Origin of the sequence: Enterobacter sp. JH25, assembly GCF_021725435.1 — a bacterium.
In the GTDB taxonomy this organism is placed as follows: Bacteria; Pseudomonadota; Gammaproteobacteria; order Enterobacterales; family Enterobacteriaceae; genus Enterobacter; species Enterobacter intestinihominis.
Genome location: NZ_CP091319.1, coordinates 4387746 through 4402214, shown reverse-complemented (window position 1 = coordinate 4402214; position 14469 = coordinate 4387746). Strand labels below are relative to the sequence as shown.

The window sequence follows — 14469 nt, the reverse complement described above, 5'->3', positions numbered from 1 at the left end:
GCGAATGAAGAGAAATTTGAAGGCCATACCTGTTCTGGTCGCCGGTTTGTTTACCTCACAGCTTTCTATTGCGGCGGGCTCCGTCTCTGCAGATCCCCACGCCGGGCACGACATGTCTGCCATGCAGATGCCAGCAGATGAGAATTTCACTGAGATGACGTCAATGGAGCCCATTGTAACTGAGAGCAGAACGCCAATTCCGCCTGTTACCGATGCCGACCGGAAGGCTGCATTCGGCAATTTACAGGGGCATGCGATTCACGACAGTGCGATTAATTATCTGGTTCTGCTGGATCAACTGGAATGGCAACGGTCGGATAACACCAACAATTTCAGCTGGAGTGTTAACAGCTGGATTGGAGGCGACACAGATCGGATTTGGCTAAAGAGTGAAGGTGAACGAAGCAATGGGGAAACGGAGGCGGCTGAAGCGCAGTTACTCTGGGGACATGCGGTTGGCCCATGGTGGGATTTGGTTACGGGTGTCAGGCAGGATTTCAGACCTGCTTCTGCCCGGACCTGGGCTGCTGTCGGTTTTCAGGGGCTGGCACTCTATAATTTTGAGTCTGAAATTACGGGTTTTGTCAGTAATGGCGGAAAAGCAGCCCTTCGTCTGGGAGGAGAATACGACGTTTTACTGACTAACCGGCTCATACTCCAGCCATCCTATGAGGTGAATTTCTACAGTCAGGATGATGAATCGCGGGGTCGCGGCAGGGGACTGACTGACACAGAGCTGGGGCTCCGGCTGCGCTATGAAATACGCCGTGAGTTTGCACCCTATATAGGCGTTTCCTGGAATCAACTTTACGGGAAAACATCCGATATGGCGAAAAGAGAAGGTGAGAAAGACCATCAGGTAGTATTCCTGGCGGGAGCCAGAATCTGGTTTTAACGCACTGATATAAAACACTCAACTAAACAGGTAAATAAAATGTCGATTTTAAATAAAGCCATTCTTACAGGTGGCCTCGTTATGGGCGTTGCTTTCTCTGCTATGGCCCATCCGGAATTAAAAAGCTCTGTGCCACAGGCTGATTCAGCCGTAGCGGCCCCGGAAAAGATTCAGCTTAATTTCTCGGAAAATCTGACCGTGAAATTCTCAGGTGCAAAATTAACGATGACGGGTATGAAAGGCATGTCATCACATTCTCCGATGCCGGTCGCGGCAAAAGTGGCGCCAGGCGCTGACCCTAAATCGATGGTCATTATTCCGCGAGAGCCTTTACCCGCTGGCACTTATCGTGTTGACTGGCGCGCGGTTTCTTCAGATACGCACCCTATTACCGGTAATTACACCTTTACAGTGAAGTAATATTATGAACGACCTGATTATGATTGTTATTCGTTTTCTTCTTTATCTGGATTTGATGGTAATATTTGGATTGCCATTTTTTCAGATATATGGAATAAGCGGTGTCAGACATGAAACCTATAACCTGACTAATTTCAGGTCGTTTATAACCTTTGCTGTTGTTACAGGCATCATTCTTACTGGCATTAATATGCTCCTGGTATCTAATGCCATGAGTGGAGTAACTGACCTCAGAGAATTATCCATCCATGTTATCGAGATGGTGATAGAAGAAACTGATGTGGGTATTAGCTGGATTGTCAGGCTCTGTGCCCTGTTTACCACACTCGGTGCTTTGTTCCTTTACACTAATAAGAGAGTATTGTCCTGCCTGCTGATGACGATGAGTGGGGGCGTGGCGCTGGCTACACTTGCCTGGGGAGGACACGCCGTTATGCATGACGGTCTGCATTACTATCTCCATTTACTGAGCGATCTGACCCATCTCGGCGCTGCAGGTGCCTGGACAGGTGCTCTGGTTGCATTTGCTATCCTGCTGATGCGCAGAAACGAGCATAATGCACAGAGCGTCATTGTGATATCTGACTCCCTGGCAAAATTTGCCACGGCAGGAACGGTGATTGTTGTAGCCCTGATCCTGAGTGCGCTGGTCAACTATCTGTATATTGCTGAGGGTAACTTAACTCCCTTATTCAACAGTTCCTGGGGGAGGATATTGCTTGCCAAGACGGCTCTGTTTGTTCTGATGCTTCTTCTGGCTGCAGCAAACCGGTTTCACCTGGGTCCCCGGCTTGAAGTTATGGTCAGGGAAGGGAATTATGATCGCAGCGTTGCCCTGATGCGAAACAGCATCCTGACAGAATTCGTTGTTGCGATTATCATTCTGGGCGCCGTAGCGTGGCTCGGAATGCTTGCTCCGTCTCAGGTCAGCTAGGGGACAGCCAAAGCTCATGCGTGAGATTTTTACTTTCATATCAGCGAGTTGACCATGCAGCGTATTTTAATCGTTGAAGACGAACAAAAAACAGGTCGTTACCTGCAGCAGGGACTGGTTGAGGAAGGCTATCAGGCCGATCTCTTTAATAATGGCCGCGATGGTCTCGGGGCCGCGTCGAAGGGACAGTATGATTTGATAATACTGGACGTGATGCTGCCTTTCCTCGACGGGTGGCAAATCATCAGCGCACTGAGGGAGTCCGGGCACGAAGAACCGGTCCTGTTTTTAACCGCAAAGGACAACGTGCGGGACAAAGTGAAAGGACTGGAGCTTGGCGCAGATGACTACCTGATTAAGCCCTTTGATTTTACGGAGCTGGTTGCACGTGTAAGAACCCTACTGCGCCGGGCACGCTCGCAGGCCGCAACAGTCTGCACCATCGCCGATATGACCGTTGATATGGTGCGCCGGACCGTGATCCGTTCGGGGAAGAAGATCCATCTCACCGGTAAAGAATACGTTCTGCTTGAGTTGCTGCTGCAACGCACCGGAGAAGTGTTACCCAGGAGTCTTATCTCGTCCCTGGTCTGGAACATGAATTTTGACAGTGATACGAATGTGATTGATGTCGCCGTGAGACGTCTGAGAAGTAAAATTGATGATGACTTTGAGCCAAAACTGATCCATACCGTTCGCGGTGCCGGATATGTCCTGGAGATCAGAGAAGAGTGAGGTTCAAAATTTCCCTGACCACACGCCTGAGCCTGATTTTTTCTGCGGTGATGCTTACGGTATGGTGGTTATCAAGTTTTATCCTGATTAGCACCCTTAATGGCTATTTCGATAATCAGGACCGCGATTTTCTGACAGGTAAACTTCAGCTCACCGAAGAGTTTCTTAAAACAGAGACGTTCAGGAACAAAACGGATATTAAGTCATTATCAGAAAAAATAAACGATGCGATGGTGGGGCACAATGGCTTATTCATTTCTATAAAAAACATGGAAAATGAAAAAATTGTTGAACTCTATGCCAAAAATTCTGTTGTTCCAGCGGTCCTGCTTAATAAGTCGGGTGATATTCTCGACTATATGATCCAGACGGAAGAAAATAACACCGTGTACCGCAGTATCTCGCGGCGGGTTGCCGTGACGCCGGAACAGGGTAAAAGCAAACATGTCATCATTACGGTTGCCACGGATACTGGGTATCACACCCTGTTTATGGACAAACTCAGTACCTGGCTGTTCTGGTTCAATATCGGTCTGGTCTTTATTTCTGTTTTTCTGGGCTGGCTGACCACACGTATTGGTCTGAAACCGCTACGGGAAATGACCAGTCTGGCTTCCTCCATGACCGTACACAGCCTGGATCAGCGTCTAAATCCCGATCTGGCTCCGCCGGAAATCTCTGAGACCATGCAGGAGTTCAATAATATGTTTGATCGCCTGGAGGGGGCATTCCGGAAACTGTCAGATTTCTCGTCTGACATCGCGCATGAGCTGCGCACACCAGTCAGTAATCTGATGATGCAGACGCAGTTTGCACTGGCTAAGGAAAGGGATGTTTCGCATTACCGCGAAATTTTATTCGCTAACCTGGAAGAACTGAAAAGGTTGTCACGAATGACCAGTGACATGCTTTTTCTGGCACGTTCAGAGCATGGTCTGCTGCGGCTGGATAAACATGATGTGGATCTGGCAGCCGAACTGAATGAATTACGTGAGTTGTTCGAGCCCCTGGCAGACGAAACAGGAAAGACAATCACGGTTGAAGGAGAGGGCGTTGTTGCCGGAGACAGCGATATGCTCCGACGTGCTTTCAGTAACCTGCTTTCCAATGCAATCAAGTATTCTCCCGATAACACCTGTACAGCGATACACCTTGAGCGTGACAGTGACTGTGTGAACGTGATGATTACGAATACGATGTCCGGCCAGGTTCCCGCTAATCTGGAACGTTTGTTTGACCGGTTCTATCGCGCAGACTCATCAAGGTTCTACAACACGGAAGGCGCGGGGCTGGGATTATCAATTACAAGGTCGATCATTCATGCTCACGGCGGCGAGCTGTCAGCAGAACAGCAGGGGCGTGAAATTGTGTTCAAAGTGCGCCTGTTAATGGATTAATCCCGTTGTTCAGGAGAAACCTGGAAGGTGACAAAATTGTCATCATTCAGTCACGCGATAAACAGAGGCGGTTTTTTATAATTATTCATAAATCAGGAGCAGCGTGATAACACAATCACCTGGTTCCTGGAGTGATGATTAACCCGCCCTGAGATCAACTGCTTTCTCTGTTATAAGCCATTGATTGTTTGGGTATGTAAACACCGGAGACCCAACCATGAAAAAGATTCTCGTATCATTTGTTGCCATTATGGCTGCCGCTTCATCTGCCATGGCTGCAGAGACAATGAACATGCATGACCAGGTAAATAATGCACAGGCACCTGCCCACCAGATGCAGTCATCTGCTGAAAAAAGTGCAATTCAGGGAGACAGCATGACAATGATGGATATGAGCAGTCACGATCAGGCCGCAATGTCCCATGACATGATGCAAAACAGCAATTCTGCTGCCCACCAGGACATGGCTGAAATGCATAAAAAAATGATGAAAGCTAAACCCGGAGCTACCAACGAAACAGCAAAGTCATTTTCTGAAATGAGCGAGCATGAGAAGGCCGCAGCTGTACATGAGAAGGCGAATAATGGTCAGTCTTCCGTTGTTCACCAGCAGCAGGCTGATAAGCATCGCAGTCAGATCACCCAGAATTAACCCGCAGCTCCACTTGTTAGACCCTCATTTGACGCCGAAGTCACTGGCTTACGCTCCCGTCCGGGAGCGTTTTTTTTTCCCATATATCAAACTTTAACTCTGAAGAGGTGGAAGTATCTGACCAACACTGTCACGTAACGCCAGATAACTACAAAAACACCTTTTTCCTCCTGTAAATTGCAGTTCCTGCAAGAACATCAAGGCATAATGTTGGAACAGCGTGTGATACACACTTAGCATCATGTTTTGTATGTGTTTTTTTTAAAACTTTACAACTTTAAAGTCTTTTTCAGGTTAAAGGATACAACTTTAATGTCTCTACACAGCTGAGGGTAAATGACAAGCGGGCGCGGTCATTCATCATTGCATTTCAGGGGCTGACGGCGACGTCAGCCAGGTGTACAACGTCCAGAATATTGCTGGCGGCCACGGTTCCCATCTTGATGTATGACGCTGCGCTGACGCCGCCAATGTGCGGCGAAATGATGACGTTATCGACGGTCTGCCACAGGTTCGGGGCGGTCAGTGGCTCGCTGGTAAAGCTGTCGAGTGCTGCGCTGTGCAAGGTTCCATCCTTCAGCGCGTGTAACAGGGCTTCATCGTTAATTAACCCGCCGCGCGCTGTGTTCACCAGAATCGCGTTACGTTTACAGTGCGCGAGCGTGTCTGCGTTGATCATTCCTCTGTTGTCGTCAGTGAGCGGACAATGCAATGAGATAACATCGGCACGGGATAAAAGGTCGGGTAAGGTGTTTGCCCGTTCACAACCAGATGGCATCGTTTTAGCGTAAGGATCATACGCCACAATCTGCATGCCGAATGCCTGCCCCACCAGCGCAACCCGCGAGCCAATCGCCCCCAGACCGATAAGCCCCAGCGTCATGCCTTCCAGCTCGATAGATTTGTGCGTGGCTTTATCCCAGTGCCCGTCGCGCAGACGTTTATCGAGGGTGACCACGGATTTGGCACAAGCCAGAATCAATCCCCAGGTATGTTCTGCAACCGCTGCCGCATTGGCGCCGGGGGCGGAACGAACGGCGATATTACGCGCCGCTGCCGCTGGCTGGTCTATCACGTCAATGCCGCTTCCGTGTTTCGATATAACCTGTAATGCAGGGGCTGCATCCATGATCCTTGCGGTTATTTTGCCGTAACGCACCAGGATGGCCACAGGATTGTGCCGTTCGCACAGCGTAACCAGCTGATCTTCTGTGGGCTGGTGACCGGCATACACCACGTCAAAGTCTCGCAGCATGCTGACAGCCTGGTCCGCCAGGTCGCATCCCGTGACCAGTACAACGCGTTTATCTTCCATTACAGCGTCTCCCCGTCAGATAACATGCCTGCCTTACGCAGCGCGTCGTTAAGCCAGTGTGGACGTAAATCGCCCTCACGAATAGCAGCAAGACGTCGGGTCTCTGTTTCGAGTTTCCCTTTGGCCATGGCGATAACGGCCTGCACTTCATCACGCGGGATCACCACCACGCCGTCGATATCCGCGACCACCAGATCCCCGGCTCGTACCGTTGCACCAGCGATAGAGATGGGGTGATTAACCCGGCCAGGAATTGATTTTGTCGGGCCACAGGGGTTAAGACCGGCGGCGAAGACGGGGTAGTGCCCTTTACTCAGGGTATCGGCATCACGTACCGCCCCGTCAATGATGATGCCCGCAATACCGCTTGCCTGGGCCTGCGTCGCCATAATCTCACCGAGCAGCGCACAGGTCAGGTCGCCTTTCCCGTCAACAACCAACACATCGCCAGGCTGTGCTACGGCCATTGCGGCATGGATGGCCAGATTATCTCCCGGGCGCACCTCCACGGTGACTGCCGGGCCCGCAACGGCCATGTGAGGCGCGAGCGGTTTGATACGACCATGGAGTGTACCGCGGCGACCGGCAACATCCGCCAGAATGGCGGCCTGATACTCGGCAGCCTGGTGAACCTGTTCAGCCGATACGCGTTCGACCTGACGATTAATCAATGATTTTTCAGAAACGGACATATATGCCTCCATATTGTTTTACTGTGTACAATGCAGGTGTACAATACAAAACAACTATAGCGGTGTTACTTTCCCATTAGCCAGATCTGCGATGGCGTTTGTGATGTAAACACGAAGTGACTCACAAAAATTGAGGTACACTCACTGCCGAGCAGAAAAGGAGATGATGATGGGTAACGAAGGCGTTGTAGCGGTCGAAAAGGCGCTGGCTTTACTGGATTGCTTCCGTCCCGGCGATGAGAGCCTGACGCTGACCGCGCTGGCGCAGCTATCGGGTTATCACAAAACCACGGTTTACCGGTTAATGAATTCGCTTGAGCGAATGAACTATGTCGTCAGGCATGATGACGGCAATTATGCGCTTGGCCCACGTCTGCTTTACCTTGGCAAACTTTATGAACAATCTTTCCATCTTTCCCGGGTGGTGCAGCCTGAGCTTCAGGCGTTATCACAGGCCTCTCAGGAGAGCGCCAGCTGGTATGTGTTAGAAGGCGGGCAACGTCTGTGCCTGTTCCGGGCAGAAGCATCGCACGGGTTGCGTCACAGCAATCTGCCGGGTACTCAGTTTCCGCTGGACGATTCTGCCATCAGTAAAGTGCTTCGCCACTGGGGCCTTAATGACGCGCTGCCAGAGGGGGAGCCCGCTGTTCCGCTCTATACCGCAGGCGCCCGTGACCCGCATACTGCGGCGTTCGCAATGCCCGTCTTCGGCGTCAATGACAAGCTGATTGCGGCGCTGGCGTTGACCGGGCCCATCTCCAGACTGATTGAAGATCGCCGTGAACAGGGGATCAGCCAGCTAATGCATGCCACCGCCAGCCGCCTGTCACAGAAAATGGGGGCCAGTAAGCCTTTTTGCCAGCAGTTTTATGGGGAAACGCAGGATACTGCGGAAGAGAGTCTCTAAGCATAAAGCGGGACGTGCGTCCCGCTTTTGTTATGTCTAATGGGTGACCTGCTTTTCATGCAACTGAGCATTGCTGGCCTGGCGTCCCATCACCAATACCGCGATACCCCCCGTGACGCATAACGCCGCCAGAGGAAGCATGGCCAGCGTGTGGCTACCCGTCCGTTCGTTGATAATACCGTAAGCGTTGACCATCACCGCACCGCCGATAAGGTTAGCGATGGCGCCAATTGCAGCCAGCCCCGCAGCCGCCGACGTGCTGCTCATCCAGCCTGACGCCAGCGCCCAGAAAGGCCCCTTCATTGAATACGCCCCTATCAGCATGATGCTCAGGATAACAATGGTGGCGGAAAGAGAGACGCTGACAAAGGCGGCAAATACGCCTGCGGCAATAATGAAAAGGGTCAGAGCGGTATGCCAGCGGCGTTCGTTGGTTCGGTCCGAACTGCGTCCCCACACAATCATCAGTACGGATGCCAGACCGTAAGGAATGGCGTTGAACAGACCCGTCTCCAGATTATCAAGGTGGAACGATTTCAGCAGCTGCGGTGACCAGACGCTGATGGTGGTGCCCGCTGATGACGCGCCTGCGTAAATCAGCGCCAGCAGCCAGATTTGACGATGCCTGAGCAGCTGCCATGTCGTCTGGTGTCCGATATTTTTTTGCTGTTGACGCTCGGTTTCAAGCGTCGTTTCCAGCCATTTTTTCTGTTCCGCGTTAAGCCAGTTAGCCTGGTGCGGACGATCGCGAAGAACAAACCAGGCGGCAATACCCAGCAGGACGGCGGGTAAACCTTCAATGATAAACAGCAGATGCCAGCCGCGCAGACCCAGCCATCCATCCAGCGACAGAATCAACCCGGACAGCGGCGAGCCAATAAAATTGGCCAGCGGGATCGCGACCATAAAGGACGCGATAATTCGCGCACGGTAGCGGGAAGGGATCCACCAGGTCAGAAAGAGTACGACGCCGGGGAAGAAGCCCGCCTCCGCGGCACCCAGCAGAAAACGCACGATATAAAGCGACGTCGTGTTTTGTACCAGTGCCATACACATGGATACCACCCCCCAGCTGATCATAATGCGGGGGATCCACAGACGTGCGCCAACTTTCTGCATTGCCAGATTGCTTGGAACTTCAAACAGAAAATACGCCACGAAATAGAGGCTACTGGCGAAGCCAAACGCCGCTTTGCTGAGACCGAGATCCTCATTCATCTGTAGCGAAGCCATGCCGATATTGCCGCGATCGATAATGGAGACCAGATAACTGACTATCAGAAACGGGAGGATACGCCAGATCACCTTGCGCATAGTCTCTCTTTCTATGTCCTCAGTGGCGGCAGTGCCATTACGAATATGTTCTGTCATGTGTTCCTCGCAGGGTCTGTTCTTGGTTTTATCAGGTACAACTCTGTTTTATTAAACAAAACCACTATAGCGTCGGCGCCTTCTTTTTATCCAGTTAATGGAAGGTTTAAATGATGTAAATAAGACGTGACTCACAGTTAACGGGCTTTACCTCGTGAGCCTAAACGACAGATGCGCCACCCCCCGTTGTGAGGTAAAGTACACACCTTGCGCAGCCAAAGAGCTGCGGTTTTGTGGGGTATAGGCGAATAACACGTTCCCCCATTCTCACTTCTGGTTTACGCCAGCCTGCATGGTGTTGTGTTTTGTCTTCTTAAAAGGGTTGTCTATGTCTGCTGCTCATCTCGGTTTCCCGACGGAAACCGTTGTTGTCTTTGTGGTGATGGCCGTTGGGGCGATGTTTATCGACCTCTTCATGCACCGTCACGATAAACCGATCTCGCTGAAAAGCGCGGCCATGTGGTCCATCTTCTGGGTCATGATGGCGATGGCGTTTGCTGGCTTCTTATACGTGCACCACGGCGCGGAGATGGCCAGTCTTTTCCTCACCGGCTATGCACTGGAAGAGGTGCTCTCCGTCGACAACCTGTTTGTGATGATGGCGATCTTCGCCTGGCTCGGCGTGCCGGATAAGTATCGTCACCGCGTGCTCTACTGGGGCGTGCTGGGGGCGATTGTGTTCCGCGGTATTTTTGTTGCCATCGGCACCAGCCTGCTGAGCCTGGGGCCATACGTTGAGGTGATTTTTGCGCTGGTCGTCGGCTGGACGGCGGTGATGATGCTGAAACGCAATGAAGAGAGTGATGAAGTCGAGGATTACTCCAACCATCTGGCGTACCGCCTGGTAAAACGCTTCTATCCGGTCTGGCCAAAAATCAGCAGCCACGCGTTTATCCTGACCCAAAAAGAGGTGGACGCCGAGCTGGAGAAGCCTGAAAACAAGGATGTGATGGTAGGTCGCGTGAAGAAGGCGAAGCGCTACGCGACGCCGCTGCTGCTCTGCGTGGCGGTGGTAGAGCTGTCCGACGTGATGTTCGCCTTCGACTCCGTTCCCGCGATCATTGCCGTCAGCCGCGAGCCGCTGATTATCTACAGCGCCATGATGTTCGCGATCCTCGGCCTGCGTACCCTCTACTTCGTGCTGGAAGCGCTGAAGCAGTATCTGGTGCATCTTGAGAAAGCGGTAGTGTTACTGCTGTTCTTCGTGGCGTTCAAGCTGGGGCTGAATGCGACCGATCACTTCTGGCATCACGGTTATAACATCGGTGCCACGGCAAGCCTGTTTGTGGTGCTGGGGGTTCTGGCGCTGGGGATTATTGCGAGCGTGATGTTCCCGGGGAAACGTGAGGCCTGATGTATCGCTTTTCTCCCTCTCCCTGTGGGAGAGGGCCGGGGTGAGGGCACCGGGCCGCACCTAACCCTTAATTGGTGAGTTTCGGCGCTTGCGCGGATGATGGAAATGGCGCCAGTGCGGATCCTGCGCCGCCGCCAGCAGCTCGTGGTCGCCACGTGTGTCGCCCCAGGCGCGCAGGTGATATGCGTTCAGATCGCCATACACCTTTTCCAGCCTCGCCACTTTCTGCGCGCAGCGGCAGTTGTTGCCGGTGATCCGCCCGGTCAGCTTGCCGTCTTTCACTTCCAGCTGCGTGCCAATCAGCTTAATGCCGAGCTTATCGGCCCACGGCTGCAATACCAGCGCCGGGGAGGCGGAGCAAATCGTCACTTCCGCACCGGAATTAACTTCGTTGGCGACAGCCATGACCCCTTCCGGGCGCATCAGCTTGTTCCAGTATTTTTCACAGAAGGCCTCTGCCTGCTGACGTAACCAGTGCTCATCCACCCCCGTCAGGAAGGTTTTGATCAACACCTCTTTCAGCTCATCACGCGTCAGCTTGCGACGCACGCAGTGCAGCGTGGGCAGGGCCATGCGCACCAGGCGACCCGCAAAGTAGCGCTTGCCAAAGGCAAAGCGCAGGAACGGAATAAAACTGTCGTGGTGCGTCAACGTACCATCAAAGTCAAAGACAGAGAGCACGCTGGACTTCGCCACGGCTTCGTCGGCAATCATATTGGTCATAAATACGTCTTAGCTGAAATACACATTCTGTTCACTAGTTTACCTGCTTTACCTTCACAGTCCTTCTATCCGATCTCATTTTTTCTCGAACCTGTGGCCTGACGTGTCAAACTATGTCATCCACCACGCCACCGTCAACGCGCAGCGCCGCGCCGGAAGTCGCGGAGGCCTGCATGGAACAGACATACACCACCATATTCGCCACTTCTTCTACCGTTGCGGCGCGCTGAATAACCGAGCTGGGGCGATTCTCCATCACGAACGCTTTCGCCAGCTGCTCCAGCGATTTGCCGGTTCTCTCCATCTCGTCTTTCATCATTGCGGCAAAACCGTCCGACATTGTCGGGCCCGGCAGCACGCTGTTCACCGTGACGCCGCTGCCTGCCACGAACTTCGCCAGACCGCGCGCCAGCGAGAGCTGGGCGGTTTTTGTCACGCCATAGTGGATCATATCCGCAGGAATATTGCAGGCCGATTCTGACGAGATAAACACTACCCGACCCCAGCCTTTTTGTACCATACCGGGCAGCAGGGCACGGGAGAGGCGCACGCCGGACATCACGTTGGTTTGCCAGTAGCGTTCCCAGGTCTCGTCGTCGGTGGAATAAAAATCCTGCTGGCCATAGATCCCGGCGTTATTCACCAGAATATCGACGTGCGTGGCGACCCTGAGCAGTTCGTCAACGCCCTCCTGCGAGCTCAGGTCGGCGATGGCGGCACGGACCTGTACGCCTGGCACCACCTGCTGGAGCGCCTGAATGCCTTTGTTCACCGAGTCGACGCTGCGCCCGTTGACGATCACTTCCGCACCGCTCTCCGCCAGTCCGCGGGCGATGGCAAACCCAATACCGCCGGTGGACGCGGTCACCAGCGCTACTTTCCCCGTTAAATCGATTTTCATCGTTCACTCCTTGTCGTTTTATGGTTCAAAACTTAAAGCGTAGCAGTTGACGATGACGGCTCCTGTTTAAAAAGGCGCAACAGCGTCTCAACCTGCTCGTCCAGCGGGCTGAGGGAGCGTTTAACGATGAGGTGCAGCGGCGTGGCGCGTCGAACGCCGTGGCTGAGGGGCAGGATTTGGAGGATGCCCTGCTGGAGCGGGGTCTGAATGCGTTCTTCCGGTAACCAGCCATATCCAACCTGATACATCACTGCTTCGATCGCGGCATCGATGGTGGAGAATGTCCACGACTCCCCGGTGGGGCGAACGGTGGGCTGGCTGTCTGCGATCTGAATGCGCGGCCACGGTCGAAGCATCTCGTCGTTAAGCGGTGTATCCAGCGCAAACAGCGGGTGCGCGTGATGCGCGACGGCAACAAAATCGATATTCATCAGCCATTCGCCCAGGCCGGTAATGTCCTGGCGGCGGGTTAAGACCATCACGTCGGCCTCATCATTGAGCGCATCTGCGCGGCTGTTTTCCAGTACCTCGGTAAGCCGCACCTGCGTTTGCGGGTACAGCTGCTGAAACTGGCGCAAAATCGCGAACAGCCGGCTGCGCGGAAAAATACTGTCTACCATCAGGTCGATACGGGTTCGCATCCCGCTGCGCAGGGTCGCAGCGCGCGTTTCAACATAGGCGAAGGCTTTCAGCAGCGGTTTAACCTGGTTCAGCAACAGCTCACCCGCCGGGGTCAGCACGGCACGGCGTCCCTCTGTCATCAGGAGCGCTACGCCCAGCCGCTCCTGCAAAAGCGACAGGTTATAGCTGACCGAGGACTGGCTGCGATGGGTCTCTTCCGCCGCCTTAGCGAAGCTGCCAGCCTCGATGACTCTTTCCAGCAAGGCCCACTGTTCGAGCGTCGTCTTGTGCATGATTAATCTAAATTTTGGATGAATTTGATTCAAACATAGCGTTATTCATTCATTTTTTGAAGGGGTACGATCGTCTCATCAAAACAAAGGAGACATCTTATGAGCACCTTCGATAAACATGATTTAAGCGGCTTCGTCGGCAAACATCTGGTATATACCTACGACAATGGCTGGAACTACGAAATTTACGTTAAAAACGAGAACACGCTCGACTACCGTATTCACAGCGGTCTGGTGGGCAATCGTTGGGTGAAAGATCAGCAGGCCTACATTGTCCGCGTCGGGGAAAGCATCTATAAAATTTCCTGGACGGAGCCAACCGGTACCGACGTGAGCCTGATTGTGAACCTGGGCGACCGCCTGTTCCACGGCACCATCTTCTTCCCACGCTGGGTCATGAATAATCCGGAAAAAACCGTCTGCTTCCAGAACGATCACATTCCGCTGATGAACAGCTACCGTGATGCCGGGCCAGCGTATCCAACCGAAGTGATTGATGAATTTGCGACGATTACTTTTGTACGCGACTGCGGTGCGAATGACGATAGCGTTATTGCGTGTGCTGCCAGCGAGTTGCCAAAAAACTTTCCAGATAATTTAAAATAAGCTTAGCAACGCATTAAATGTACAACGGCCATTTCGGTTTTAACCCGAATGGCCGTTTTTTATGCTGCAGAAATACCGGAGTAAGTCACCGATTCCGCCGTTAAGGTGAAAGGCGTAGGAGTACAGACCGCCAGGCTCAGCGAGCCGAAGCGCAGCTGGCTGACCGGGAGCGACTGGGCGGTGCTGTCAATGCTGACAATCTGCCACGCGCTGCCGCCACGCTGTTTGACGATCGCCTCTTTGCGCGTCCAGATGCGCCAGAATGCGGAAAGCTGCTCTTCCGGTGCTTCACGCTCCAGCTCGTCATGCTCGGTGAGGCTGAAAACGGCATTCGCCAGCGCCTGCCAGTTCTCCCGCGGGCGGATCACTTCGATATCGCAGCCAACCTCGCCTTCATCGCTTATCAGCATGGCAATATCGTCCCCGCTGTGGCTCAGGTTAAACCACAGCGGATGGCCGTTAGCGAAGGCCGGTTTTCCCTGCTCGCCGTAGATTATCTCGGGAAGCGGTGAGGGGGATAAAGTTCTGGCGAGCAGCGTCCGGCCTGCAAGCCAGGAAGCGTATCGCGCACCCTGAGGTGCCATGTCTGCGAGCGTTGACGCCAGCGGGTCCGCGCTAAGGGTGGAGATCTTTCCCAGTACAAACTGGTACAT

16 protein-coding genes are annotated in these 14469 nt (G+C 53.1%); 9 read left to right on the top strand and 7 right to left on the bottom strand.

What is annotated here, in order from left to right; translation table 11 throughout:
- Positions 1 to 4 precede the first annotated feature (4 nt).
- From pcoB to pcoE, 6 genes are all read left to right on the top strand, one after another.
- The gene (gene pcoB, locus L2Y28_RS21245) at positions 5 to 895 is read left to right on the top strand and encodes a copper resistance outer membrane transporter PcoB (protein ID WP_023063424.1); all 891 of its coding nucleotides are present in this window, start codon (positions 5 to 7) and stop codon (positions 893 to 895) included.
- A gap of 39 nt (positions 896 to 934) precedes the next feature.
- The gene (gene pcoC, locus L2Y28_RS21240; protein WP_000025662.1) at positions 935 to 1315 is read left to right on the top strand and encodes a copper resistance system metallochaperone PcoC; all 381 of its coding nucleotides are present in this window, start codon (positions 935 to 937) and stop codon (positions 1313 to 1315) included.
- Positions 1316 to 1370: 55 nt separating this feature from the next.
- Positions 1371 to 2249: a copper resistance inner membrane protein PcoD gene (gene pcoD, locus L2Y28_RS21235; protein ID WP_229692861.1), complete on the top strand. Its 879-nt coding sequence runs from the start codon at positions 1371 to 1373 to the stop codon at positions 2247 to 2249.
- Positions 2250 to 2303: 54 nt separating this feature from the next.
- Entirely contained in the window at positions 2304 to 2984 is a 681-nt protein-coding gene (pcoR, locus tag L2Y28_RS21230; protein WP_001188930.1) for a copper response regulator transcription factor PcoR, read from the top strand.
- Positions 2981 to 4381, top strand: a complete 1401-nt coding sequence (pcoS, locus tag L2Y28_RS21225; RefSeq protein WP_001211180.1) for a copper resistance membrane spanning protein PcoS — start codon at positions 2981 to 2983, stop codon at positions 4379 to 4381. The genes pcoR and pcoS overlap by 4 nt, the downstream gene beginning before the upstream one ends.
- Positions 4382 to 4598: 217 nt before the next feature.
- Complete coding sequence (pcoE, locus tag L2Y28_RS21220) at positions 4599 to 5033, top strand: copper resistance system metallochaperone PcoE (protein WP_000723069.1); 435 nt, start codon at positions 4599 to 4601, stop codon at positions 5031 to 5033.
- A gap of 370 nt (positions 5034 to 5403) precedes the next feature.
- Here the strand turns inward: pcoE and L2Y28_RS21215 are convergent, their stop codons facing one another.
- Entirely contained in the window at positions 5404 to 6348 is a 945-nt protein-coding gene (locus tag L2Y28_RS21215; RefSeq protein ID WP_022649702.1) for a hydroxyacid dehydrogenase, read from the bottom strand.
- Complete coding sequence (locus L2Y28_RS21210; protein ID WP_022649701.1) at positions 6348 to 7040, bottom strand: RraA family protein; 693 nt, start codon at positions 7038 to 7040, stop codon at positions 6348 to 6350. Before L2Y28_RS21210 ends, L2Y28_RS21215 begins: the two co-directional genes overlap by 1 nt.
- Before the next feature lie 169 nt (positions 7041 to 7209).
- Here L2Y28_RS21210 and L2Y28_RS21205 point away from each other — a divergent pair, with 169 nt between their 5' ends.
- The gene (locus tag L2Y28_RS21205; RefSeq protein WP_022649700.1) at positions 7210 to 7947 is read left to right on the top strand and encodes an IclR family transcriptional regulator; all 738 of its coding nucleotides are present in this window, start codon (positions 7210 to 7212) and stop codon (positions 7945 to 7947) included.
- Between the two features lie 36 nt (positions 7948 to 7983).
- Here the strand turns inward: L2Y28_RS21205 and L2Y28_RS21200 are convergent, their stop codons facing one another.
- Complete coding sequence (locus L2Y28_RS21200) at positions 7984 to 9318, bottom strand: MFS transporter (RefSeq protein ID WP_022649699.1); 1335 nt, start codon at positions 9316 to 9318, stop codon at positions 7984 to 7986.
- Between the two features lie 328 nt (positions 9319 to 9646).
- Between L2Y28_RS21200 and L2Y28_RS21195 the strand changes: the two genes are divergently transcribed.
- Positions 9647 to 10672 (top strand): TerC/Alx family metal homeostasis membrane protein, encoded by a 1026-nt coding sequence (locus tag L2Y28_RS21195; RefSeq protein WP_022649698.1) that lies wholly within the window; start codon positions 9647 to 9649, stop codon positions 10670 to 10672.
- A gap of 60 nt (positions 10673 to 10732) precedes the next feature.
- On the opposite strand, the gene L2Y28_RS21190 is transcribed toward L2Y28_RS21195, so the two are convergent.
- The 3 genes from L2Y28_RS21190 to L2Y28_RS21180 form a co-directional block, all read right to left on the bottom strand.
- Positions 10733 to 11395: an HAD family hydrolase gene (locus tag L2Y28_RS21190; RefSeq protein WP_022649697.1), complete on the bottom strand. Its 663-nt coding sequence runs from the start codon at positions 11393 to 11395 to the stop codon at positions 10733 to 10735.
- 106 nt (positions 11396 to 11501) lie between these two features.
- Positions 11502 to 12296: an SDR family NAD(P)-dependent oxidoreductase gene (locus tag L2Y28_RS21185; protein WP_022649696.1), complete on the bottom strand. Its 795-nt coding sequence runs from the start codon at positions 12294 to 12296 to the stop codon at positions 11502 to 11504.
- A 32-nt stretch (positions 12297 to 12328) separates the two neighbouring features.
- Complete coding sequence (locus tag L2Y28_RS21180; protein ID WP_022649695.1) at positions 12329 to 13210, bottom strand: LysR family transcriptional regulator; 882 nt, start codon at positions 13208 to 13210, stop codon at positions 12329 to 12331.
- 99 nt (positions 13211 to 13309) lie between these two features.
- Here L2Y28_RS21180 and L2Y28_RS21175 point away from each other — a divergent pair, with 99 nt between their 5' ends.
- A complete protein-coding gene (locus L2Y28_RS21175; RefSeq protein WP_022649694.1) occupies positions 13310 to 13816 on the top strand; it encodes a phenolic acid decarboxylase in 507 nt (168 codons plus the stop codon).
- Positions 13817 to 13875: 59 nt separating this feature from the next.
- Here the strand turns inward: L2Y28_RS21175 and acpT are convergent, their stop codons facing one another.
- Positions 13876 to 14469, bottom strand: coding sequence for a 4'-phosphopantetheinyl transferase AcpT (gene acpT, locus L2Y28_RS21170; RefSeq protein ID WP_022649693.1), 594 nt, complete (start codon positions 14467 to 14469; stop codon positions 13876 to 13878).